The organism is Pauljensenia sp. UMB9872 (genome assembly GCF_030212665.1).
Lineage (GTDB): Bacteria > Actinomycetota > Actinomycetes > Actinomycetales > Actinomycetaceae > Pauljensenia > Pauljensenia turicensis_B.
In genome coordinates this window covers 1-23004 of record NZ_JASOER010000002.1, presented here as the reverse complement: position 1 = coordinate 23004, position 23004 = coordinate 1, and the positions used below count along the sequence as shown (strand labels likewise).

The window sequence follows — 23004 nt, the reverse complement described above, 5'->3', positions numbered from 1 at the left end:
TATGAACAGAATTGTTGTGACAAGCGGGCCAACGTACGTTGATACGGATGCGTTAATCATGGCATGTTCCCGGCTTCGCGAGAGTGAAGAGTCGCTATCCGCATTGATCGCTTCCACTCGGTTGGCTCAGGATCATGCACGCCTAGGCATCGGGCTCAGCCCCACCGCATACACGGCCGTTAGTGCGATAGAAGAAGTGGCCTCGTTGATGACGTATCTTCGCGCCAAACTGTCCGCATTCGCCGACTCGATCGCCTACTGTGCAGCCATCTATTCGGGCGCGGACTCGCGAGCGGTTGCGCTTTTGTCGTCAATCCATAACGACAGTCCCATCTTCAACCTGAATCTGTCGCAGTCGAACCTCAAAGAGCCTGCGCCGGGCTTTCCGATGATTGCTCAGTGGCTAAGGGAAAACACATGGGATGTGCGCTCGCGGAATCTTGATGTCCTATCAGCGATCCTGGCGTTCATGTTCGGGCGCTCAGATGGTTTAACGGCACTTCGTTTTGAACGCGACCTTGATGCGTTCTCCTTCGGCGTTCTGCATCCTTTCGGCGCTTGGCGCGGTGTGCCTGGAAGCTCAACGAAGCAGGTCGCCGGGTACGCTGCATCGTGGTCGTCCGGAATTGGTGCGCTGTTCTTCGGAAATGTCACGGGCGTGGAAATTCAGACAGGCTCCTCGTCAGGAGCTGGCAGAGGACATCGGATTATCAAAGCAGTGAAAGAAGGATTCGCTCCCATATTGGTGGCGAGTCCGCATACGCCTTTCGCGCTTTCCGTTCTGTCGATCGTCGGTGGAGTGGGACAGGGGGTTGGTGCGATCCGTTCGCATCCGACTCAGTGCGTGGTCACCCCTTCTGCCTCCGATATTCGACCTGCAATGAGCGCCCCTACTCCTATTTCTACGGTTGAAACTCCGCTCAAACCATCACAACTGTTGGAGTCACTTTCAGGACTGAAATCAGGAGGAGAAGAAGGGCAAATCAAGATCATCGAACACAGCACTCCGATCCCCTCCGATGCGTCATCGCCAGGTGGATCACGAACACGTTCGTCCTGGTCAGTCGTCATTCGAGGTACTCAGAAGTGGAGCATTGGGGGAAGTAACCCGCAGGATATGCTTACCAATTTTGAGGGGGTAGCAGGGCGCGAATCCGACCAATCTCGCGCGGTCCTAGAGGCGATGAAAATGGCTGGAATCAAAGCGGATGAACCCGTCGAATTCGTTGGTCATTCGCAAGGAGGCATTATTGCCGCTCAACTGGCGACCAGTAGCGACGTGAACCAGAACTACCACGTCGTATCAGCCCTGACAGCGGGGTCCCCGATTGGCGGATCGCAGGCTCCTTCGCAAGTCCACGTTCTCGCATTAGAGAACACCAGAGACCTGGTGCCAGCACTCGACGGGGGAGCGACTTCCCAAGGGGTGACAACCGTTCACTTTGATGGGCAAACGTACATCCCGGCCGAAAAACAGGGGCAGAATCTGGTTGCGCACGACATTGAAACCTACCGCAACCTGCTAGGAGATATTGAGAATCGCCAAAATGAGCCGGGGCTTACCAAAGTGAAAGAATGGGAAGAACATCGGACCGAATCGCTTGGTTTGACCGAGCAGACAACCTCTCAGGCGTATGTCTTCGACACTAGGCGCATTCACGACTAGGGCTGAACAATCGGATAAACGCCGGTGGACAGATGTAGACGACCGCTCTGAAACCGCGTCCGACGAGGTTGAATCAGCGCTCGAAGCAGCCCAGCTTGCCAGCGGTGAATACGGGATTGCTGTCGCAGCGGTTCTGCCCTGCTTCTGGATCTACCAAGTGGTGGGGACTGAGCTCCTCGACACTGCCGGTGACCTTGAAAAACACCCCTACGGTGACTGGATTGGAATGTACGCAAACCCCGTGTTTGCGGAAGAAACCAAGATCGTCCGCGGGATCGTTGACCGCGCGGCCGAAGGTGTTTTAGAACTCCAACGCCAGCGCATGAGGGACGCGTTCGTTCAGGCCAGCCGATACGAATGGATGTTCTGGGACGCGGCATGGCGAATGGAGACGTGGCCAATCTGAAAGGGCATCGGTCAACGCCTGCATCGGCCTGAGATGTGAAGTGTCTAGCAATACGAAGGTGCGGGGTGTTCTGGATCCAGAACACCCCGCACCCCTAATCTCAGCGGTTCACATTGTCACCTGCCCGAACGCGGACTACTCGTCCTTCTTTGCGCCAATCAAGCCGGCAACAAGGGACGAGACGATTGCGGTGATGACAGCACCAAAGAAGCTTGCCCAGAAGCCACCCGTTTCAAAGGGAATGCCAACGGATGTTGAAAGTGCGCCGGTCAGCATGAACAGCAGGGCGTCGGTAACGATGGCGAACAAACCGAAGGTCAGGATGTACAGGGGGAAGGCCAGAACCTTCACCAAAGGTTTGATAAGGGAGTTCACCAGAGTGAACACCAACGCGATCACCGCAAGGGCGATCAGAGTGGAGGCTAGTGACGTTCCGTCGGTGAAATTGATCGACGGCACAATCAGGGTCGCTGCCCAGATACCAGCCATGGTTGCAATGAGTCGAAGTATAAATTCCATACTTCCAGTCTGCCTGCATTCCAGCTTTTTCGCATCCGCAGGCGGTTTTTCACGGGCGACATTCCGACTCTCCACGCCTGCCGACCCGCGCCACGAGTAAATCGAAAAGCTCTGAAGGCGAGCGCGGCCTCGTGAATTCCTAGGTACACCCTGGGCGAATGCCACGACGAAGACACGATTTCGCCCACCTGCTGGCATTGAACTGACCTACGCCACCCAAGTGGGGTAGGACTAGAAGCATGAACGCACCACGTGACAACGCTGCTTTGACCGTCCCGATTCGTTGCGCCGTTGAAGACCTACCGCGATACAAGCCGGGCAAGAGTGCGCCCGGTGCGGTGAAGATGTCATCGAACGAGATGCCGGATGGGCCGTCGGCGAAGGTGGTTCAGGCGATGACAAAAGCGCTCGAAAGCGTGAATCGCTATCCGGATCTGACGGCGACACCGGTTCGCCAGGCGGTTGCCGAGCGTTTTGATGTGGCACCGGAGCAGGTGTGCGTAGGAACGGGCTCGTCAGCGTTACTTGTTGCTGCGCTCAATGTCGTGTGTGAGCCGGGCACGCGCGTCGTCTACCCGTGGCGTTCATTTGAGTCCTATCCGATCGCGATCCCCAGCGTTCACGGAGTGGGGGTGCCGATTCCGCTGTTAGCTGATGGGGCGCACGACCTTGAGGCGCTGGTGGCGTCTGCGAATGAAGACAATGTGGGTGCTCTAATTCTTTGTTCGCCGAACAATCCGACGGGGCCGGCGCTCACGTTCGAACAGGTTCACGACGTTGTGGAGCGCGTGAATCCGCATGTGCTGATCCTGGTGGACGAGGCTTACATTGATTTCGTGACGGATCCGTGTGTGAGCACCGCAATTCCGCTGATCAGCGAGCATTCGAACGTGCTGGTGATGCGCACCTTCTCGAAAGTTCATGCGCTGGCGGGTATTCGCATTGGGTACGCGATCGGGCATGAGGACCTGATCGGTGCAATCCAAGCGGTGTCGATTCCTTTTGGTGTTTCGACTGTTGCGCAGGCTGGAGCGCTCGCGTCTCTGGCTGAAGCTGAGGAAATCCATGCGCAGGCGAAAAGAATCGCTGCGGAGCGTGATCGCATGATCGCCGAGCTACGTGACGTTGGTTTTGAGGTTCCTGATTCGCAGGCGAACTTCTTCTTCCTTCCCGGTGCGGGGAATGAAGTGGTCGATGCGTGTGCGGCAGCGGGGTTGATTGTCCGTCCCTTCGCAGACGGTGTGCGCGTGTCGGTAGCTACACCCGATATGAATGATGAGTTTTTGAAGGTGACGAGGCCGCTCGCTGGGTGTTGATGTCCTTCTTGTGGAGGGCGGGGTTAGCTTTACTTTCCTTTCTTCACGCATACCTTTACCTATGGGGTGAATTTCAGGACAATAAGTAAAGGTATGCCTGTGGTGGGAGGCAAGTAGAGACTGGAGGTATCTTGTGGGGAACCTACTACTACGACGGTCTGATCGAAAAGGTGATCGAGGTGGGGATTAATCGCACCCAGCTGGAAAAACCTCGGTATTTCTTCTCGCAGAATCGCAAAGATAGGTCGCGGTGAGCCAATTGCTATGCACGTCTTACGTCGGGTAGTCGACTATCTCGAGTGCTCGCTAGACTCGCTCTACTCCGAGCACCCTTCGCATTGTTGAAGCGCGCAATCATTTCTGGGCCATCGACTATGTTCGACCATCGCCGGGCTTCGGAACGATTGAGGTCCGCTCGTTCGATTCGGCGATGAATATGACGGAATTACGGGCTTTGTCCGCGCTTGTTCACGCTTTGGTTGAGACGGTGTCGCGTGATCTTGATCGTGGGGTCGCACCTGAGGTGTTGCCTCGCGAATTGCTGGAATTGAATAAGTGGCGTGCTTCCCGATTCGGTACGGACGCTGACTTGGTGGTCAATAGTGCGGGGGACGTGGCCCCGTTCGCGCAGCTGTTAAGCGATGTGCTTGAGTGGGTACGCCCGGCTGGAGTCGATCTGGGGTGCGCAGAGGATCTGTCGGTGTGCGCGCAGATGGTGGGCGCAGGCTCGCAGGTTTCCCGGCTTCGTGTAGCGTTCAGCTCTGCCAGCGATTTACGAGGCCCGGTCCGCCACGCAGTTGCGGAGCTTTGTGCGGGAAGACCGCTTCGGGCCGACTGATTCGGGGTGTTTGTAAGTTATGACCGAAAGTATCTGTCAAACGAGTGACATACTTGCTACTCTCGAAGAATGACTGAGGATTTCCTGGCTCTTGCACTCAACGCTGAACGTCACTCTCATGCCCGCGAAGATGCGGATTACCCCCAATTTCACGTCGCCCCGCCAGTCGGGCGCCTCAATGATCCGAACGGCCTGATCAAAGTCGACGACACCTACCACGCCTTCTTCCAGTACACCCCGGAGCACCCGAAGAAGCTTGTTTATTGGGGTCATGCGATGTCGAAGAACCTCGTGAACTGGGAATACTTGGAACCCGCGATCTTGCCCGACAGTCACCAGGACGCAAACGGCGCCTACTCCGGTACTGCGATCGCGACCGAAGAAGGAGTGGAACTCTGGTACACGGGCAACTACAAGGATCCGCAGACCGGTGAGCGCGAAGCGACCCAGTGCGTCGTCGTCACGCCCGACATGAAGTCGTATACCAAGCTTGTTCCGCCGATTATCGGACATCAACCCGACGGCTACACCGCTCACTTCCGTGACCCGCAGGTCTGGGCCGATCCCGAAGTGCCGGGTAGCTACCGCATGCTCCTCGGCGTGCAGCGCGAAAACGAAACCGGCGCCACCCTTCTCTACCGTTCGAGCGACCTGCGCACCTGGGAATGTGAAGGAGAAATGACCTTCCCCGATGCGAACGGCGCATTCGACGCCTTCGGCTACATGTGGGAATGCCCGAACCTTGTTCGCCTGAGCGATGAGGCCACCGGCGAAGTCCGCGACGTCCTCATCTTCTGCCCCCAGGGCATCGCCCCCGACGTCGAAGGCTACGAAAACATCTTCCCCTGCATCTACATCGTCGGAAAACTGGTCGGCACCCAGTTTACCGAGTGTGACGGCTCATTTACCGAGCTCGACCGTGGTTTCGAGTTCTACGCTCCCCAGGTCTACGCGCGCACCGACACCGCGTGGGGTGCGTGGAGCGACGAGAAGCCCGCGCTCCTCGTCGGCTGGGCAGGCAACGCCAGCGAAGATGACCAGCCCTCGATCGAAACCGGTGGTTGGGTGCACTGCTTGACCTCTCCGCGACAGCTGGTGTTGGTTGACGGCGTGCTTGTTCAGCGTCCCTACTTGCCCGGCTTGCCGCTGTCGTTCGACTCCGAAGTGGAGACTCTCGCGGGTTCGCGTTCATGGAGGTTCTCCGCTGACGTCGAGTTCAACGCACCTTCCGCTTCTTCGTCCGACGAGGCCGCCTCCGTTACTTTTGCCATCGGCTCTACAGGGGCGGGAGTGAATGTGGTACTGAGCCCGTCATCCCTGACCGTTGATCGCTCCGATTCGCGTTACCCGAACGGAGATACACGAACTGTGACGCTCACGGAAGAAGAATCGAAGCATATTGAGATCATCCATGACCGGTCTCTCACCGAAATCTTCCTCGGAGATGGTCGCAAGGCCTTCACCTTCCGCTCCTTCCTCAACGGTGAAGCAGCTGGGCTCGAAGCGCGATGCGAATCGGGTTCTGCAACTCTGACAAACGTGTGCAGGGCTCGTTTGGACTGAAAGATGTCCGCGCCATGTAAAGGGTGGTGTGTGAGATGTGTGCGCGGCCTCGTGAATCGACAATCTGGGTGGGTTGCCAGCTGGAATGTGTCCGCAGGTCAGCACTACTTAGGTGGTAAGCGCACATTTTCGCGCGCCAGTTCGGCGAAAAGTCCACATAACAATGAGACAAAAGCCCTTGCGCTGAGGCATATAGCGCACATAGTATGTCAAACGATTGCTATATAGCCCGGTAGTGAACGACGAGGTTGTACACGCGCCTGGCCCACCGAGAAAGGAACGTGGATGGCAATGGATTACGCCAAGGTGGCGTCCGAAGTTGTAGAAGCAGTCGGAGGCGCCGATAACATCAGCGCAGCCGCACACTGTGCAACCCGCCTGCGACTCGTTATTGCCGACGAGTCCAAGATTGACCAGGCTGCCCTCGATGCGAACGAAGACCTCAAGGGCACCTTCGCAGCAGGTGGCATGTTCCAGATCATCGTCGGTCCCGGCGATGTCGACAACGTCTACCGCAAGATGGTCGAAAACCACTCTGTCCGCGAGGTCTCTAAGGACGAAGCCAAGGAAGAAGCCGCGAAGTCCGGCAACCTCTTCTCGCGCTTCATCAAGATGATTGCTGACATCTTCGTCCCGGTCCTCCCCGCCCTGATCGCCGGCGGTCTGATGATGGCCATCAACAACGTTCTGACCGCTGAAGGCCTCTTCGGTGAACAGTCCGTCGTTGGAATGTTCCCGGCCATCGCTGACTACGCCTCCCTGATCAACATGATCTCGTCGGCAGCATTCGCTTCGCTGCCTGTCCTAGTCGGCTTCTCCGCTGCAAAACGCTTCGGTGGCAATGTCTACCTTGGTGCAGCAATCGGCGCGGCAATGATCTCCTCCGACCTGCTCAATGCATGGAATACTGGCGCGGCACTTGCCGGCGACGCAGAGGTTGAATACTGGCACCTCTTTGGCATGGAAGTTGCCAAGATCGGCTATCAGGCACAGGTTATCCCGACCCTCGCCGTCACCTTCGTCATGTGCGTCATCGAAAAGTGGCTACACAAGCGCCTGTCCGGCACCGTTGACTTCCTGGTTACCCCGCTGGTCACCATGCTCCTCACCGGTTTCCTCGCATTCATCGCGATCGGCCCGGTCACCCGCGTTCTTGCAGAAGGCATCACCAACGGCATCAACTGGGGTTACTCCACGCTCGGCCCAATCGGTGGCCTGATCTTCGGCTTCTTCTACTCGCCGATCGTCGTCACCGGCCTGCACCAGTCCTTCCCGGCAGTTGAAATCCCGTTGCTCCCCGTTAACGGTGGTATCGGTGACTTCATCTTCCCGATCGCCTCCATGGCAAACATCGCTCAGGGTGCTGCAGCCCTCGCTGTCTTCCTGAAGACCCGCGATGCCAAGATGAAGGGCCTCGCCGGCGCCGGTGGTGCGTCCGCAGTCTTCGGTATTACCGAACCCGCAATCTTCGGTGTCAACCTGCGCCTGCGCTGGCCCTTCTACGTCGGCATGGTTGCTGCAGCAATTGGTTCCGCCGGCGTCGCACTCTTCGATGTTCGTGGCCAGGCACTCGGTGCAGCAGGTTTCGTCGGCTTCGTGTCGATCATCCCGAACGACATTCCGATGTACCTGCTCCTCGAAATGCTCGTCTTCGCCCTCTCTTTCGGTGGCACTTTCGCCTACGCCTCGACGCGAGGCAAGGCTGACATGGTCGAAGGTGGCGCAGTCGCAGTATCCGCCAATTCCGCAGTCGTCGCTAAAGCTCCTGCAGTTGCTGGCGTCGCAGAAGCCAAGGTTGTTGAATACGCCGAAGGCGCAGACACCGACTACACCATCACCGCACCTCTCGCCGGTGAAATCATCCCGCTCGAGCAGGTCAAGGACGAGTCCTTCGCCAAGGGAATGCTCGGCCCGGGTGCAGCAATCATCCCCGCCGGTGGCGCAGTCATTGCACCGTTCGACGGCAAGGTTACGGTCGCATTCGAGACCGGCCACGCCTACGGCCTGAAGTCCGCATCCGGCATGCAGGTCCTGATCCACATTGGTATGGACACGGTCAAGCTTGAAGGCAAGTGCTTCACCCCCCGCGTCGCCAAGGGTGACATGGTCCGTCGCGGCGACGTCCTCGCCGAGGTTGACTGGGACGGTATCCGCGTAGCCGGTTATGACACCATCACCCCGGTTGTTGTCACCAACAAGAAGAAGTTCGACTCCGTCGAGCTTTCTGGAACGGGCATCGTTTCCGCGAACGATACCTTCCTTGAGGCGCGCCCAAAGGAAGTAAGCGCCTGATCGGGTTTCATTGCTGACACGTGACGGGGAGAAGGCTACGACCTTCTCCCCGTCGTGTTTGTGATCTGAGTGCGAATAATGAAGGGGCACTGACGGTTGTGAAGTGCTCCCCGAAAGTTGGACTAGTTAATTTGGTTCCTTCTTCCGGGGAGTATTTCTATGCGGTCCAGCCTTCAATGAAAGTCACTGGGAACTCGTAGCTTTCGCTAGTCGCGTGGTCGTGAGAAGCGTCGGATGCATCGGCTAAGCTGTGGGCCTCGGTGCCGGTTTCACCGTTGATCTGCGCAAGCAGGATCTCGACGGCCTTGCGCGCAATCAGATCGAGGGGCTGGCGTAGCGTGGTCAGTCCGGGAAGAGCGCGGTGAATAGCCTGGGTTCCGTCGAAGCCGATGATTCGCAGGTCGCCTGGAACGGTCAGGTTGTGCAGGCGCGCCCATTCGAGGACCTCGGCCGCGGCCAGGTCATCGGTGGCGAAAACGGCATCAATTTCTTCGGCGATAGAGTTGAGGCATTCGTTGACGGCCAGTTGGCGGATCGCAGGATCCGTGTGGAAGGGAACTTCAAGAATGACCGGTTCAATGCCGTCTTCGCCAAGGGCTCGACGATATCCGTGCTCGCGCAGGTTCTTCGGGTGCGAGCGCGAGGTCAGCAGGGCCGGTCGGCGGCAGCCTGCGTCTAACAAGCGCCTGGTGGCGTCGTATCCGGCGGTTTCGTTGTTGCAACGGACGTTAGGGATCCGGGGTGAGAGCTCGCGGTCGATGGTGACCAGTGGCATGCGGATCGTTTGGTATTCCTCGAGCGCTTCGTTGTGTGCGCCAGAAATAATACCGTCGACTCGATTTCCGACCAGTAGGTTCAAGTAGTCGCGTTCGCGGTCCGCGTGTCCCATCGAGTTGCAGATGAGGATGCGGTAACCGTGTTCGGCAAGGGCGTTTTCAATCTCGACGGCGAGTTCGCCGAAGAAGGGGAGTGCGACAGTCGGGACGATCAATCCGATGGTGTCGGACTTTTTGCCGTGGAGTGCGCGTGCGAGCTGGTTGGGACGGTATCCAAGTTTCGCGATTGCGTCGCCGACGCGGTTCTTTGTTGTTTGGGACAGGTATCCGCGGTTGTTGAGGACTCGCGACACGGTGGTCAATGAGACGCCGGCTTCTTTGGCGACGTCGGCCAGGGTGGGCTCGGAGTGTGACTTCACGGGTTAGGTCCTTGTTTTGCTCGCAGTTGTTCGGTTCATTTTAGATGTTGATGTGTGCAGACCATATGGACTTCTGTCGAAGTGTGAGCCTATTTACTGACTACTCATTTTCGTCGTCTGTTGATTGTGTGTCTGATGCGTAGAAATAATTGGTGAAGTGCGTGTTGAGCAGGCAAAAAGGGGGACGAGGCCGGGCGTCTTGGCGCGTGATACAGTCGGCCCTCGGGTTGGTTGTGGGTGATGAAAGTGTGGTCGGCCTCGTGAATGAGTAAGAAGGCGGAAGGCGGCGACGTGACAATGATCGCGGAACTGCACCATGAAACTGTGCTGACAGGCGCGATAATTCCTTTTACGATTTAAGGGCAAGGGTCGATATGTCCAACGATGGACATACCCGGGTTGGAAGGAAAACCTCATGATCTCTCGTTCTGTTGTCGTCGCCTCCTCCGTTGGTCTGCACGCGCGCCCCGCTGCCGTCCTCGCCGATGCCGTTGATGAATCCGGTGTCGACATCGTTATCTCGTTCGACGGTGAAGAAGCAGACGCAGCATCGCTCCTCGAAATCATGACCCTCGGTGTCAAGCACGGCGACGAAGTCACCCTGTCCACCGAAGATGACAACGCTGGCGCAGTCCTCGACTCGCTGGTCGAACTGCTTTCGCGCGATCTCGACAAGGAGTGAGCATGAGCACCGGACACTCAGTCCTCCACGGAATCGGCGTCTCAGCCGGAACAGCCGCTGCCCCGGCAGCAATCGTGCGCCCAGCGCCCGGCGTTGATACGAACGAACCTGCTTGCACCGATCCCGAGGCGGACGGTGCCCGTGTGCGCGAAGCTCTCGCAACAGTCAGCAATAGCCTCAAAGAACGTATGGAAACGGCTCCCGAAGAGTCGAAGCCGATCTTGAAAGCCACCGCCAAACTTGCGTCAGACCGCGGTCTGGCAAAGGGGGTCGACAAGAAGCTGAAGAAGGGTTTCGGTGTGACTGCCGCAGTCGAAGCAGCTGTCGAAGAATACGCCGAAATGCTCCGCGGGCTGGGCGGATACATGGCGGAACGCGCCACCGACCTGTACGACGTGCGCGACCGTGCAATTTGCGAACTGCGCGGACTTCCGGCTCCCGGCGTTCCCTCGTTCGATGAGCCCGTCATCCTGCTTGCTCGCGATCTGGCGCCCGCTGAAACTGCAACCCTGGACCCTGAGAAGGTCAAGGGCATCATCACCGAAATCGGTGGCCCCACGTCGCACACCGCGATTCTGGCTGCTCAGCTTGGCATTCCGGCAATCGTGAAGGTGACCAGCATTCTCGATGTCACCGAAGGGTGCATGCTCGCCCTTGACGGTGGCGTCGGTGAAGTTATCGTTAATCCGACCGACGAAGAAGTTGAGCTTCTCGAAGAGCGTTCGCGTCATCGCGCCACCGCGCTTGCCGGCTCGTCCGGTGAAGGTGCGACCTACGACGGCTACAAGGTCAAGCTTCTTGCCAACATCGGCACAATCGATGACGCTGAACGTGCAGCCAAGTTCGACCTTGAAGGCTCCGGCTTGTTCCGTACCGAATTCCTGTTCCTTGATCGCGCGGATGCGCCTTCGCTAGAAGAACAGACGGAAACCTACACCAAGGTTCTCCAGGCGTTCGGTGACCGTCGTGTTGTCGTGCGCACGCTCGACGCCGGTGCCGACAAGCCACTGTCGTTCGCGGATCTTGGCAAGGAAGAAAACCCGGCGCTTGGCCGTCGCGGTTTGCGCCTCTGCCAGGCTCGCGAGGACCTGATTGATACGCAGCTGGCCGCTTTGGCTGCCGCCTACGAGGCCACGAAAGCCGACCTCTGGGTCATGGCCCCGATGGTGTCCACTCTTGAGGAAGCCCAGTGGTTCGCCGACAAGGCACGTGGCGTGGGTCTGCCGAAGGTCGGCATCATGATCGAAGTTCCCGCGGCCGCTATCCGCGCAGACCAGATGCTGTCCATCGTTGACTTTGCGTCGATCGGTACGAATGACCTGACGCAGTACACGATGGCCGCTGACCGCATGGACGGCGAGCTTGCTCCGCTGCTCAACGCGTGGCAGCCGGCGGTCCTGCAGATGATCAAGTTCGCCTGTGAAGGTGGTCGTTCGACAGGCAAGTCGATCGGTGTCTGCGGTGAAGCCGGCGGCGACCCACTGTTGGCGCTGGTTTTGACCGGTTTGGGTGTCGGTTCCCTGTCGATGGCGCCGACTAAGGTGAACGCTGTTCGCGCCGCTCTTCGCCTGCACGACCTGGCGACCTGCCAGCAGATGGCTGCCTATGCGCTGGATGCTCCGACGGCTGAAGAGGGACGCAACAATGTCTTGAAGCTCGTCTCGCCGACGATGCTGGCGTTGCTCTGAGCAACCTCTGATTGAAGCACGAAGCCCCGGACCTCTTAGAGGTCCGGGGCTCTGCTTTGTTAGTCAGAGACTAGGCAGGTATCAGGCGACAACCAGGCCGGTGTACTGGGTGCGGGCGCGTTCGAAGCGTGCTGCGACGTCGTCCCAGTTGACGATATTCCACCATGCCTTGACGTAGTCTGCCTTGACGTTCTGGTAGTCGAGGTAGAAGGCGTGCTCCCACATATCCAGCATGAGTAGCGGGACGGTGGCGACCGGGATGTTACCCTGCTGGTCGGTCAGCTGGAAGGTGAGCAGACGGCCGGCGAGTGCATCCCATGCGAGGATGCCCCAGCCGGAGCCTTGCAGGCCGAGGGCAGCGGCTGCGAACTGGCCCTGGAACTTCTCGAAAGAGCCGAAGTATTCGTCGATTGCTGCGGCGAGTTCACCTTCGGGGCGACCCTGGCCGTCGGGGGTCATGTTCTGCCAGAAGATGGTGTGGTTGGTGTGGCCACCGAGGTTGAACGCAAGGTTCTTCTCGTACAGGTTGATGGCGGCGAAGTCGCCGGATTCGCGCGCTGCTTCGAGCTTCTCAAGGGCGGTGTTTGCGCCACCGACGTAGTTTGCGTGGTGCTTGTCATGGTGCAGTTCCATGATTGTGCCGGAGATGTGCGGCTCGAGTGCTGCGTAGTCGTAGGGGAGCTCGGGGAGCGTGTAGACGGTCATTGCGTCTCCTTCGTTAGGTATTTATGGCAGTGCCGCGACTGCCGTTCACACTTTCGAGGGTACAGGGCTTTAGTCCCCTTTTGCTACGGGAACGGTGGAACACGGACGTGAGGTTTCAGCCATTGCCGGCTGGGAATAAAACGCGCGTTGGGTGCAACGGGTGTGGTTTCACGAGGCCGCGCCCGCCTGTCGTAAGTCTTGGCGCAATTAGTGCGTGAGCTCGTCCCTGTTGATGGAGATGGTGCGTTGGGGCCTTGTCGATGCCCTCACTTGGTGTGACGCACCCGCTTGATGACGCTGGAAATCCCGAGCCAGATGTAGGCGAGGACGATGCCCCAGATCAGGCCGAAGATGCCGGATTGGACGGTTTCGGCGGTCCATGTGGCGGCGCCACCGAGGTGTTCGACGTAGGAGACGCCGTGCTCGACGATGTGGTGGAGCGCGGTGAAGCCGAGGTCGTTGAGGGAGGAGATGATGATGTGTCCACCGACCCAGAGCATGGCGAGTGTGCCGACGACTCCGATGATGGTGAAGACCTTCGGCATGACGGAAACGAGGCCTCGTCCGAAGCTGGCAACGCCACCCTTCTTTTCTGCGAGACGTAGGCCAAGGTCATCCATTTTGACCAGGACGGCGACGATTCCGTAGACGAAGAAGGTCATGAAGAAGGCGACGCTGACCATGATGCCAACTTTGACGAGGTTGGAGGTGATGGTGACGCCGGCCAGCGAAATGAGCATGATTTCCGCAGAAAGAATCAGGTCAGTGCGGCTGGCGGACGAGACGATGCCCTTCTCAATTTCTTCCGGGGTAACGGGGGTCGCTGCGTCCTCGAGGTCAACGTGTTCGGGGTAGAGGTGGAGCTTGGTGAGAGCTTTTTCTCCGCCTTCGAAGCAGAGATACGAGCCGCCGACGATGAGGATGACGGGCAGAAGCCAGGGGGCCAGCCAGGTGAGGATCAGTGCGACCGGCAGGATGATGGCGAGCTTGTTAATAAGGGATGCGCGCGCGATCTTCTTGATGATCGGGATTTCACGACTCGGGTCAAGGCCAGCCACATACTGCGGGGTGACGGCGGTGTCGTCGATGACGACGCCAACGGCTTTCGATGATGCTTTTGCGGCGCCCGCAGCAATGTCATCGAGGGATGATGCTGTTGCTTTCGCGAGCGTGGCAATGTCGTCGAGAAGTGCGATGAGTCCGCCGGCCATGTTTGTCCTTGAAGTAGACGGTGTGTACGTCTCATCATGCCAGCGTTCAGGCGCTTGCGTGTAGTGAGGGCGGGCGTGGGGAGCGAGTGCGCAAGGAGTTGGTGCGTGGTTGGGTTGGGCACGTTCGCTTTCCGCTGGTCGTTGGTGATTTAGTGACGAGGCCGCGCTTGTGGATAAAAGTTTGCTTGTCCATAGGGCGCGGTTCGTGCAATTCGATTTGTCCATGGTGGCAACTAGTGTTGGTGTCATGAACGAATCCGAAGTGGCTGTTACCGATACGCCGATCATCGATCTGGCACTGATTGCGTGTCTGCGCTCTGACTTTGATGGTGCCGGCTGGTACGTCGATGCTCTCGAGCAGGTTGTGTCGCAACGTGCTCTCTCAGCCTTGGGGCGTGAACAGCGTGTGCCTGCGTTGGTTGAACTGCGTGCTCAGAGCGCTCCAATCTCTGTTTTGACCCGGCTCTTCATGCTGGGCGATACGGTGGCGGGCCAGCAGTTGGATCAGGCACTCCCTGCATGTGGCGTTGCTGGTGCCGTGTCGCTGGGTCTTGTGCAACCCGTGGCTGACTTGGGCTCTCCGTCGCGCTACCGCGCGACGGTTGACCTGCGTCCCTACTGTGCCGTGATTCCCGACGTTATGGTCGGTGGTGGGTCGGATTCCGATTCGACTCGACAGCTGAATTGGTGGATTGCCTCGGATCTGTCGTCAATGGTGACAGGCAGAGCTCTTCGTCTTGACCACGTGTTGGGTGTGGGTGGAGCCTCCACCAGTCTGCTTGAGATGACGATCCGAAAGCCTTTTACGTCTGCCCTCGATATGGGGTGTGGGTGCGGAATCCAGGCGATGCACTTGGCAACTCATTGTGAACGTGTTGTGGCGACTGACCTGTCAGAGCGCGCGTGCCAGTTCACACGCTTTAATGCGGCGTTGAATGACGTGCAGATTGATGTGCGTGCGGGTTCGCTTTTTGAACCCGTCGCTGGACAGACCTTTGATCTGATCGTGACGAACCCTCCCTTCGTTATTACTCCCGATGTTCTGCGCGGAGACGGCGACGATCTGCTGGAATATCGCGATGGCGGGATGAGTCGTGACGAACTAGTCCGCACCGTAATCCAGACGGGCCCAGATCATCTGGTGCCCGGCGGGTATATGCAGATGATTGGGAACTGGGAGATCCCCGCGGATGTGGATCCCGATTCTGGGTGGTCAGATCGTCTGAAGCCTTGGTTCTCCGACCGGCCCGTGGACGCGTGGATTGTCCAGCGCGATGTCTTGGACCCCGCGCAGTACATAGAAATGTGGCTTCAAGATGCTGATCCCCACGACGCGGATCCTGAAGCGGATGGTGAACTGGAAATTGGCGAATCCGGAGCGCTGGTCGGTGTCGAGGACCCTTCCGGCCTCGTAGATTCGAAGCGGGAAATCGCATACGCGAAATGGCTCGCCGACTTTGACAGCGCGAACGTCGGCGCAGTCGGCATGGGGTTTGTTGCCATGCGACGACTGGACGCGGACGAAGAGGGTGGCGCTCGCGGAATCCAGCACTTCGATCTTGAACTCACTGGGCGCAGGCCGTTAGGGGCAGATGTTGAGCGCACGTTGGATGTGTTGCGCCTTCCGGACGATCTTGGTGCTCTGACTCTGGTTCGTGCCGATGACGTGACTGAAGAACGCCACTATGTTCCAGGTATCCCTGATCCGAATGTCATGATCATGCATCAGGGCAGTGGACTTGGACGATCCATCATGGTTGGCACCGCCGTGTCAGCGATTGTTGGGGCGTGCGACGGCGAACTAGAGGTCGGGCAGATCAGTGCGGCCGTGGCGATGCTCACTGACCGTGAAATCTCAGACGTTCGCGCGGAAGTCGACGCTCCGCTTCGAGCCCTGATTCGGGCAGGAATGCTTGAAGTTGCGACGTGTAGCAAGCAGTCGACCGTCTAGTGGACTTTCGCTGCCACCGAGTGGACAGCGCGCGAAATTTGCCGGGTCCGTTGTAAGGTCAGGCAAGCGCGACGATTTTCGTTGAATTCAAATTAGGCACCGAAAGGGTGAGTCATGGGAGCGTCAAAGCTGGTCATCGTGGAGTCTCCCGCGAAGGCTGCGATCATCGAGGGATACCTGGGTCCCGACTACCATGTGACAGCATCAATTGGGCATATTCGTGACTTGCCTCAGCCGAAGGAACTGCCGACCGACATGAAGAAGGGCCCCTACGGTCGCTTCGCCGTCGATGTCGAGCACGGTTTTACTCCTTACTATGCGGTGAACCCGGACAAGAAGAAAAAGGTCACCGAACTCAGACGCGCGCTGAAAGAAGCCGACGAACTCTTCCTGGCAACTGATGAGGACCGCGAAGGTGAAGCAATCGCATGGCACCTTTTGCAGGTGTTGAAGCCGAAGGTGCCGGTTAAGCGCATGGTCTTCCACGAAATCACAAAGGAAGCGATTATTCGCGCGCTTGAGAACACTCGTGAGCTCGATACGGCGCTCGTCGATGCTCAGGAAACTCGTCGAATCCTTGACCGCCTGTACGGCTATGAGGTCTCGCCTCTGCTCTGGCGCAAGATCCGTCCCTCCCTGTCGGCTGGCCGTGTGCAGTCAGTGGCAACCCGTCTGGTCGTGGATCGTGAACGTGACCGTATTGCCCACATTCCCGCTGAATACTGGTCAATCCAGACCCGCATCGAAGCAGGTGACGCATTCAATGCGAAGGTAACGCACGTTGATGGTCGATCCGTAGCAACAGGTTCCGACTTCAGCGAGAAGGGTGTTCTGAAGGACAAGTCGGAAAAGGCTGACGTCCTGCACCTGAATGGGGCACTTGCTCAAGACCTCGCCATCGCGTTGGAAGCATCCACGAAGTCGGTTATTGATTCGGTCACGCAGAAGCCGTACCGTCGTCGTCCGGCAGCACCGTTCACAACGTCCACACTGCAGCAGGAAGCCTCGCGAAAGCTGCATTGGAATGCTTCGTCGACAATGCGTACCGCTCAGTCCCTGTACGAGTCCGGTTACATCACCTACATGCGAACCGACTCGACTGCACTGTCCGGCCAAGCCATTGCCGCAGCACGGGCGCAGGCCGCAGAACTTTACGGTGCTGCCTCTGTCCCCGAGAAGCCTCGCGTGTACGGCAAGGTTGCGAAAGGGGCGCAGGAAGCTCACGAAGCTATACGCCCCGCCGGCGATCACTTCCGTACCCCCGCACAGGTTGCAGGTCAGCTGAGCCGTCAGCAGTTGGCTCTCTATGACTTGATCTGGAAGCGTACGGTTGCCTCGCAGATGACCGACGCTGTCGGTTTTACCGCGACGATTCGTGTTGCTACCGACGTTGCCACATCCGATGGCGCGCACTCTGTTGTTTCTTCCGCCTCCGGCACGGTCATCACCGAGCCCGGCTTCCGTCAGGCCTACGAAGAAGGCCGTGACAAGGGTCGTTACGACGCTGAAAAGGATAGTGAAGCAGAAGCAACTCTGCCGAACGTCTCCGAAGGCGATAGCGCAAACGTCGTGGAAGCAATCCCTGAAGGACATCAGACTCAGCCTCCGGGTCGCTACACCGAAGCAACTCTGGTCAAGACCATGGAAGAGCGTGGCATCGGTCGTCCTTCCACGTATGCGGCAACGATCCAGACGATCGGTGACCGCGGATACATCACGCACCGCGGTCAGTACCTTGTGCCGACATGGTTGGCGTTCTCGGTCACCCGTCTGCTGGAAGAGAGCCTGCCTGGACTGGTTGACTACGACTTCACCGCGTCTATGGAAACGGATCTTGACCGCATCGCTACCGGTGAAGAAAAGGGTGCTGACTTCCTCACCGATTTTTACCTGGGTGAAAATGGCAAGGGCGATGAAGACGGCTTGAAGTATCAGGTCGAATCACTCGGCGACGATATCGATGCTCGCGCCGTGAACTCGCAGCCTGTTGGTGATGACGTGGTTGTTCGCGTGGGTCGCTATGGCCCGTACCTTGAAAAGGCTGATGGCACGCGCGCCAATCTGCCCGAAGACGTTGCTCCCGACGAGGTCAACGCCGAAAAAATCTCCGAACTGTTCGCTCTTGCTGCAGATGATGGTCGCGAGCTGGGTGTTGATCCGCAAACCGGTCACACGCTGGTGGCAAAAAACGGTCGTTTCGGCCCCTACATCACCGAGATTCTTCCCGAACCGGAAGAAACAGAAGCCGCGACTACACGGGGGCGCAAGAAGGTTGCACCGAAGCCTCGAACCGCATCGCTGTTTAAGAGCATGAACCTGTCGACGGTGACCCTTGAACAGGCCCTCCAACTGCTTTCGCTTCCGCGCGAGGTCGGTGTTGATCCGGAAACGCAGGAAGTGATTACCGCTCAGAACGGTCGCTATGGTCCGTACCTGAAGAAGGGGAGCGACTCGCGCACGCTGGCGTCGGAAGAACAGTTGTTCACGATCACGCTGGACGAGGCTCTTGCGATCTACGCTCAGCCGAAGGTTCGCGGTCGAGGCGCTGCAAAGCCACCGCTTCGCGAGTTCGGTGAAGACCCGGTGTCCGGTAAGAAGGTCACGGTGAAGGACGGTCGTTTCGGTCCGTACGTGACAGACGGTGAAACGAACGTGACGGTGCCTCGTGCAGAAAGCGTCGAAGACCTGACCGAAGAACGTGCCTTCATGCTGCTTGCCGATAAGCGTGCAAAGGGGCCAGCTCCGAAGCGAGGTCGTGCAACCGCGAAGAAGCCGAGCGCAAAGAAGACCACGACACGTAAGACAACAACAAAGAAGACTGCTGCAAAGAAGACAACGAAATAGTGGCCTGTGCGCATCGGCAGGAACTGAACACCGAGGCCTGCACTGACGTGCACACGACGAACACATGTCTTCGTTCCAAAACAGGGAAGGTCATGCGACGATTGAAAGCATGACGGTAGACGGGAGTATGGGGATGGGCGCTGAGGGTGTGTTTATCACCTTCGAAGGTGGCGACGGAGCTGGAAAATCAACGCAGATCCAGCGCGTTCGTGACTGGTTTATCGAGCGTGGTCGTACCGTCAAGGTCACCCGTGAGCCCGGCGGTACCGAGCTTGGCGTTCAGATCCGTCAGATGGTTCAAAACGGTCCCGAAGACATCGATCCTCAGACCGAAGCCCTGCTGTATGCAGCGGATCGCGCTTACCACGTTGCTACCCTGATCCGTCCAGCTCTTGCAGCCGGTGAGGTCGTATTGGCTGATCGCTATATCGATTCGTCACTCGCATACCAAGGGGCTGCTCGATCGCTTGGTGTTGACGAAATTCGTTCCCTGTCCATGTGGGCAACCCAGACCCTCGATCCGACCCTGACCTTCCTGCTCGACCTGCCTCCAGAGGTGGGGGCCCGTCGTCGCACGGACGCTCCCGACCGCATGGAACGCGAATCCATGGACTTCCATGAGCGCGTCCGCCATGAATACCTGCGTTTGGCCGATGCTGAACCTGAACGCATTATCGTGATCGACGGCGTTGGCACCCCCGACGAAGTCTTCTCCGAAATCCGTGGTGTTCTTGAAGAACGCTTCGGCTCTGGCGTTGTTCAACACGTGGACGATGAAACCGTCGTCGATCAACCTTCTCGATCGGTCGACAAATCTGCCGAACCGTTGACCACGGATAACGCGAAGGTGGCGTCGCACTCGGCGCCGAAAGCCAAGACAAAGTCCGGCGCTAAGGCTTCGAAGTCATCCAAGAAGAAGTCAATGCTTGGAATCCTCGCAGGACAGGCACCCCTGTGGCCATCCGCAGAAGAAGATAAAGCCTAATGGCGCTCCGTGGAGCACACGTCTGGGATGAACTCGTCGGCCAAGAAGTTGCCGTCGAGATTCTTCGAGGCGCTGCGCTAGGTGCGCGTGGCCTCGTCGATGGGGAACACGCGCACGCGTCTGTTGATCCCTCCCAGGCGGATCGCACTTCAGCCGACCCCTCCGATTACGATATCGATTCGGCCGGCGATGACATTTCTCGCGCGATGAGTCACGCGTGGCTGATTACCGGACCGCCTGGTTCGGGTCGTTCGGTTGCTGCCAGGGCATTCGCGGCAGCCCTCCAATGCACCGAAGCCGACATGGGTGCAGGACACTGCCCAGGCTGCATAACAACGATGAACGGATCGAATGCCGACGTGCACCTTGTGGCCACAGAAGCCAGCGTCATCTCTGTTGATACCGCGCGTTCTCTGGTCCTCCAAGCTCAGTCAGCACCTTCGCAGGGTCGTTGGCGCGTCATCATCGTTGAAGATGCGGATCGTCTGACTGAAGCCGGCGCGAACGCGCTACTGAAAGCCATTGAAGAACCGCCCGCTCGCACCGTCTGGCTCCTGTGTGCTCCTAGCCCAGAAGATATGATTACGACGATTCGTTCGCGTTGCCGTCACCTTGGGCTCCGTATTCCATCCGTGGAAGCGGTCGCTGACCTACTTGTCAGTGAAGGCGTGGCAGACCGGCAAACCGCGATCAGCGCTGCCCGCACAGCCCAGTCGCATATCGGGTTGGCGAGAGCGCTGGCGAAAGACCCGGAAATGCGTGAGCGCCGTCGTCAGATTATGACCGCACCGGTTCGTGTTCGCTCCGTGGGAGAAGCAGTTTTCGCTGCCGAGGGTCTTTTGAAGACAGCGCAGGCGCAAGCTGATGCGCAGACTCTTGAACGAAACGCGCGCGAGAAAGCAGCTTTGCTTCGTCAGCTCGGCATGGACGAATTTGAGCGACCTGACCGTCAGCAAAGAGTGATGCTCAAACAATTGGAAGACGATCAGAAGCGTCGTTCCAAGCGTGCTCTGACCGATGCCTTAGATCGTGCGCTCGTTGATTTGCTCGCGATCTATCGCGATGTGCTGATGGTGCAGTTGGGGACCGGTCAACAGCTGGTGAACACTGATCTTGAAGATGTGGTTCACGAACTGGCGTCCGATTCGACGCCTCGTCAGACAATGGGTCGCGTTGCCGCAATTGAAGAAGCCCGCAAGCGTCTTATGTCGAACGGACAGGCGCTTCTTGTGCTCGAAGCGATGGCAGTATCACTTCGTCCCCAGGCTTAACGACAGCCCAAGCACGGACTTCGACGAGGACTCCCATATCCTTGTCCTATGATTGTGAAGTCGAAGCGTCGAATAGCGATTGTCGCAGTTGTTGCTGTCGTTGTCTTGCTGTTGCCGTTCATCGTGAACGCGGCAATGTTCCTGATTAACAGCTTCCGCTATTCCGAGAGCTCCATCCGCCCCTCCGAACCGAACGCCGTTTCGGGCACATCGATCGATGATTTCTATCGTCAGACAATCAATTGGGGCGATTGCTCGACACAACAGATTTCCGACGGTTCGTCGGTGCCTCCTTCCGATCCGCAGAACTATCAGTGTGCAACGCTGTACGCGCCACTGGACTGGGACGAGCCCTCGGGCGAGCAAATTACACTGTCAATCGCAGTGCATCGCAGTGGGGTCGAGGATGCTCCGGCACTTTTCTACAATCTTGGCGGTCCAGGTGGTGCTGCCGTGTCGTCGCTGGTCGGCCAAGTAGAGAGTGGTTTGGGCGATGCGGTTGTGAAGATGTATGACATCGTTGCTCTGGATCCTCGTGGCGTTGGTGCCTCGTCCCCCGCGATCTGTATGACGGATGCCCAGCGTGATGCCTACGCGACGAATGGCACATTGGGTGAAGGTGGGACTGCTGGCGGAGGCGTCTCCGGTCGCGATATGGATCCCGCTGAGATCATCGCGCAAGCCGAAGAGCTGAGCGCCAAGATCGCCGAGGGGTGCCAGCAACTGTCCGGGAACGTCTACAAGCACATCGATACGGTGTCCGTGGCGAAGGATTTCGACATGGTTCGCGCGATTCTTGGTCAAGAGAAGCTGAACTACCTTGGGTATTCCTACGGCACGTTCGTTGGGGCGCTCTACGCCGATATGTTCGCTGACAAGGTGGGGCGTTTCGTTCTTGATGGTGCGATTGATCCAGCGATGGATATCAACCAGGTGTCGGATCTTCAGATGAAAGGTTTTGAAGCGTCCGCGCGCCACTGGCTTGAAGAATGTGTTGCGGGGAAGAATTGCCCGTTTAGTGGAAGCGTTGATGACGCGGTCGCTGATCTTGTGGCCTTCCTTGATGCTGTCACAGATCAGCCACTTGAGACTTCGGATCCTCACCGTCCGTTGACGCGGAATCTGGCGGTGACGGGAATTATTACGGGCTTGTATTCGTCCGATTCGTATTCTGTCCTCACCGGGGCGGTGCGCCAGGCAGTAGAGGACAGTGACGGTTCGCAGTTGCTGTATATCGCGGACTTGTCCAGTGAGCGCCAGGATGATGGCACGTTCGCGTCGAATTCGATGGATGCGCTGATCGCGGTGAATAACGCTGATTATGAGCCGGTTGGCAACCCTGAAGAGTGGGCGCAGGCCGCTGAGAAACTGGCTGATACGCTCCCGATCTTCGGCACGGATGCGGGGTACGCGTCGGCCGCTCTGAGTGCCTGGCCGACTGATCATGCGGCTCGCCATCCGGTGAGTGCGAAGGGTGCCCAGCCAATTGTTGTGGTGGGGACGACGCATGATCCTGCGACTCCGTATGTGATGGCGCAGAACTTGGCGGCTCAGTTGGAGTCCGGTGTGCTGGTCTCGGTTGAAGGCTGGTCGCACACCGCCTATTCGAAATCAGCGAGCGAGTGCGTGATCGGCGCGGTCGAAGGTTACTTGGTCGATGGGACAGTTCCGGCCAACGGTTTGAGTTGTTCGTGACCGCCTCCTGATTCACGAGGCTGATCGGCTCCGCCCCCGGGTGAGATGGTCATCGGATTGCGGGCGGCCTCGTGTGTGAGGAATATCGGGTTAAACGACAAAATGTGTGTTTTTGTTGGCGTGTCGGGATTAGAGTTGGCCTTTTCGGATGCCGAGTGAGTGGTTGTAGGCGGTGTC

The 23004-nt window shown here is 58.2% G+C and carries 17 protein-coding genes; 13 read left to right on the top strand and 4 right to left on the bottom strand.

The features are described 5' to 3' along the window. Position 1 precedes the first annotated feature (1 nt). Both QP109_RS01280 and QP109_RS01275 read left to right on the top strand, forming a co-directional pair. Entirely contained in the window at positions 2–1666 is a 1665-nt protein-coding gene (locus tag QP109_RS01280; RefSeq protein WP_285022836.1) for a hypothetical protein, read from the top strand. Then, positions 1635–2072 (top strand): thiaminase II/PqqC family protein, encoded by a 438-nt coding sequence (locus QP109_RS01275; RefSeq protein ID WP_285022834.1) that lies wholly within the window; start codon positions 1635–1637, stop codon positions 2070–2072. The genes QP109_RS01280 and QP109_RS01275 overlap by 32 nt, the downstream gene beginning before the upstream one ends. A 135-nt stretch (positions 2073–2207) precedes the next feature. Here the strand turns inward: QP109_RS01275 and QP109_RS01270 are convergent, their stop codons facing one another. Next, a complete protein-coding gene (locus tag QP109_RS01270) occupies positions 2208–2591 on the bottom strand; it encodes a phage holin family protein (RefSeq protein WP_285022832.1) in 384 nt (127 codons plus the stop codon). Between the two features lie 239 nt (positions 2592–2830). Between QP109_RS01270 and QP109_RS01265 the strand changes: the two genes are divergently transcribed. The 4 genes from QP109_RS01265 to QP109_RS01250 all read left to right on the top strand — a co-directional run bounded on the left by QP109_RS01265 (position 2831) and on the right by QP109_RS01250 (position 8600). Continuing rightward, positions 2831–3907, top strand: a complete 1077-nt coding sequence (locus QP109_RS01265) for a histidinol-phosphate transaminase (RefSeq protein ID WP_285022831.1) — start codon at positions 2831–2833, stop codon at positions 3905–3907. Between the two features lie 337 nt (positions 3908–4244). Then, the gene (locus QP109_RS01260; protein ID WP_502929261.1) at positions 4245–4745 is read left to right on the top strand and encodes a carboxylate-amine ligase; all 501 of its coding nucleotides are present in this window, start codon (positions 4245–4247) and stop codon (positions 4743–4745) included. Positions 4746–4814: 69 nt separating this feature from the next. After that, positions 4815–6308: a glycoside hydrolase family 32 protein gene (locus tag QP109_RS01255; RefSeq protein WP_285022829.1), complete on the top strand. Its 1494-nt coding sequence runs from the start codon at positions 4815–4817 to the stop codon at positions 6306–6308. Positions 6309–6593: 285 nt separating this feature from the next. Next, positions 6594–8600, top strand: coding sequence for a sucrose-specific PTS transporter subunit IIBC (locus tag QP109_RS01250; RefSeq protein ID WP_285022828.1), 2007 nt, complete (start codon positions 6594–6596; stop codon positions 8598–8600). A gap of 157 nt (positions 8601–8757) precedes the next feature. Here QP109_RS01250 and QP109_RS01245 read toward each other — a convergent pair whose 3' ends face one another. Next, positions 8758–9795, bottom strand: coding sequence for a LacI family DNA-binding transcriptional regulator (locus tag QP109_RS01245; RefSeq protein WP_285022827.1), 1038 nt, complete (start codon positions 9793–9795; stop codon positions 8758–8760). A 415-nt stretch (positions 9796–10210) separates the two neighbouring features. Here QP109_RS01245 and QP109_RS01240 point away from each other — a divergent pair, with 415 nt between their 5' ends. Together QP109_RS01240 and ptsP are read left to right on the top strand one after the other, a co-directional pair. After that, positions 10211–10477 (top strand): HPr family phosphocarrier protein, encoded by a 267-nt coding sequence (locus QP109_RS01240; RefSeq protein WP_195224697.1) that lies wholly within the window; start codon positions 10211–10213, stop codon positions 10475–10477. Positions 10478–10479: 2 nt separating this feature from the next. Next, a complete protein-coding gene (gene ptsP / locus QP109_RS01235; protein ID WP_101628037.1) occupies positions 10480–12165 on the top strand; it encodes a phosphoenolpyruvate--protein phosphotransferase in 1686 nt (561 codons plus the stop codon). Positions 12166–12246: 81 nt separating this feature from the next. Here the strand turns inward: ptsP and QP109_RS01230 are convergent, their stop codons facing one another. Continuing rightward, positions 12247–12870 carry a superoxide dismutase gene (locus QP109_RS01230; RefSeq protein ID WP_101628036.1) on the bottom strand — a complete coding sequence of 208 codons (624 nt, stop codon included), beginning with the start codon at positions 12868–12870 and terminating at the stop codon, positions 12247–12249. 266 nt (positions 12871–13136) lie between these two features. Then, positions 13137–14081, bottom strand: a complete 945-nt coding sequence (locus QP109_RS01225; protein WP_285022826.1) for a DUF808 domain-containing protein — start codon at positions 14079–14081, stop codon at positions 13137–13139. A 247-nt stretch (positions 14082–14328) separates the two neighbouring features. Here QP109_RS01225 and QP109_RS01220 point away from each other — a divergent pair, with 247 nt between their 5' ends. The 5 genes from QP109_RS01220 to QP109_RS01200 all read left to right on the top strand — a co-directional run bounded on the left by QP109_RS01220 (position 14329) and on the right by QP109_RS01200 (position 22827). Beyond that, positions 14329–16032: a DUF7059 domain-containing protein gene (locus tag QP109_RS01220; protein ID WP_285022825.1), complete on the top strand. Its 1704-nt coding sequence runs from the start codon at positions 14329–14331 to the stop codon at positions 16030–16032. Between the two features lie 114 nt (positions 16033–16146). Further along, complete coding sequence (topA, locus tag QP109_RS01215; protein ID WP_285022824.1) at positions 16147–18876, top strand: type I DNA topoisomerase; 2730 nt, start codon at positions 16147–16149, stop codon at positions 18874–18876. Positions 18877–19009: 133 nt separating this feature from the next. Further along, positions 19010–19861 (top strand): dTMP kinase, encoded by an 852-nt coding sequence (tmk, locus tag QP109_RS01210; protein WP_285022946.1) that lies wholly within the window; start codon positions 19010–19012, stop codon positions 19859–19861. Continuing rightward, entirely contained in the window at positions 19861–21132 is a 1272-nt protein-coding gene (locus QP109_RS01205) for a DNA polymerase III subunit delta' (RefSeq protein WP_285022822.1), read from the top strand. Before tmk ends, QP109_RS01205 begins: the two co-directional genes overlap by 1 nt. 48 nt (positions 21133–21180) lie before the next feature. Then, positions 21181–22827 (top strand): alpha/beta hydrolase, encoded by a 1647-nt coding sequence (locus QP109_RS01200; RefSeq protein WP_285022821.1) that lies wholly within the window; start codon positions 21181–21183, stop codon positions 22825–22827. Positions 22828–23004 lie beyond the last annotated feature (177 nt).

Excerpts from the sequence above, each read along its gene's own strand:
- topA (WP_285022824.1), top strand. The coding sequence starts at position 16,147 with ATGGGAGCGTCAAAGCTGGTCATCGTGGAGTCTCCCGCGAAGGCTGCG.
- QP109_RS01280 (WP_285022836.1), top strand. The coding sequence starts at position 2 with ATGAACAGAATTGTTGTGACAAGCGGGCCAACGTACGTTGATACGGAT.
- QP109_RS01265 (WP_285022831.1), top strand. The coding sequence starts at position 2,831 with ATGAACGCACCACGTGACAACGCTGCTTTGACCGTCCCGATTCGTTGC.
- QP109_RS01275 (WP_285022834.1), top strand. The coding sequence starts at position 1,635 with ATGTCTTCGACACTAGGCGCATTCACGACTAGGGCTGAACAATCGGAT.
- QP109_RS01200 (WP_285022821.1), top strand. The coding sequence starts at position 21,181 with ATGATTGTGAAGTCGAAGCGTCGAATAGCGATTGTCGCAGTTGTTGCT.
- tmk (WP_285022946.1), top strand. The coding sequence starts at position 19,010 with ATGGGCGCTGAGGGTGTGTTTATCACCTTCGAAGGTGGCGACGGAGCT.
- ptsP (WP_101628037.1), top strand. The coding sequence starts at position 10,480 with ATGAGCACCGGACACTCAGTCCTCCACGGAATCGGCGTCTCAGCCGGA.
- QP109_RS01270 (WP_285022832.1), bottom strand. The coding sequence starts at position 2,591 with ATGGAATTTATACTTCGACTCATTGCAACCATGGCTGGTATCTGGGCA.
- QP109_RS01225 (WP_285022826.1), bottom strand. The coding sequence starts at position 14,081 with ATGGCCGGCGGACTCATCGCACTTCTCGACGACATTGCCACGCTCGCG.
- QP109_RS01240 (WP_195224697.1), top strand. The coding sequence starts at position 10,211 with ATGATCTCTCGTTCTGTTGTCGTCGCCTCCTCCGTTGGTCTGCACGCG.
- QP109_RS01220 (WP_285022825.1), top strand. The coding sequence starts at position 14,329 with ATGAACGAATCCGAAGTGGCTGTTACCGATACGCCGATCATCGATCTG.
- QP109_RS01230 (WP_101628036.1), bottom strand. The coding sequence starts at position 12,870 with ATGACCGTCTACACGCTCCCCGAGCTCCCCTACGACTACGCAGCACTC.
- QP109_RS01255 (WP_285022829.1), top strand. The coding sequence starts at position 4,815 with ATGACTGAGGATTTCCTGGCTCTTGCACTCAACGCTGAACGTCACTCT.
- QP109_RS01250 (WP_285022828.1), top strand. The coding sequence starts at position 6,594 with ATGGCAATGGATTACGCCAAGGTGGCGTCCGAAGTTGTAGAAGCAGTC.
- QP109_RS01205 (WP_285022822.1), top strand. The coding sequence starts at position 19,861 with ATGGCGCTCCGTGGAGCACACGTCTGGGATGAACTCGTCGGCCAAGAA.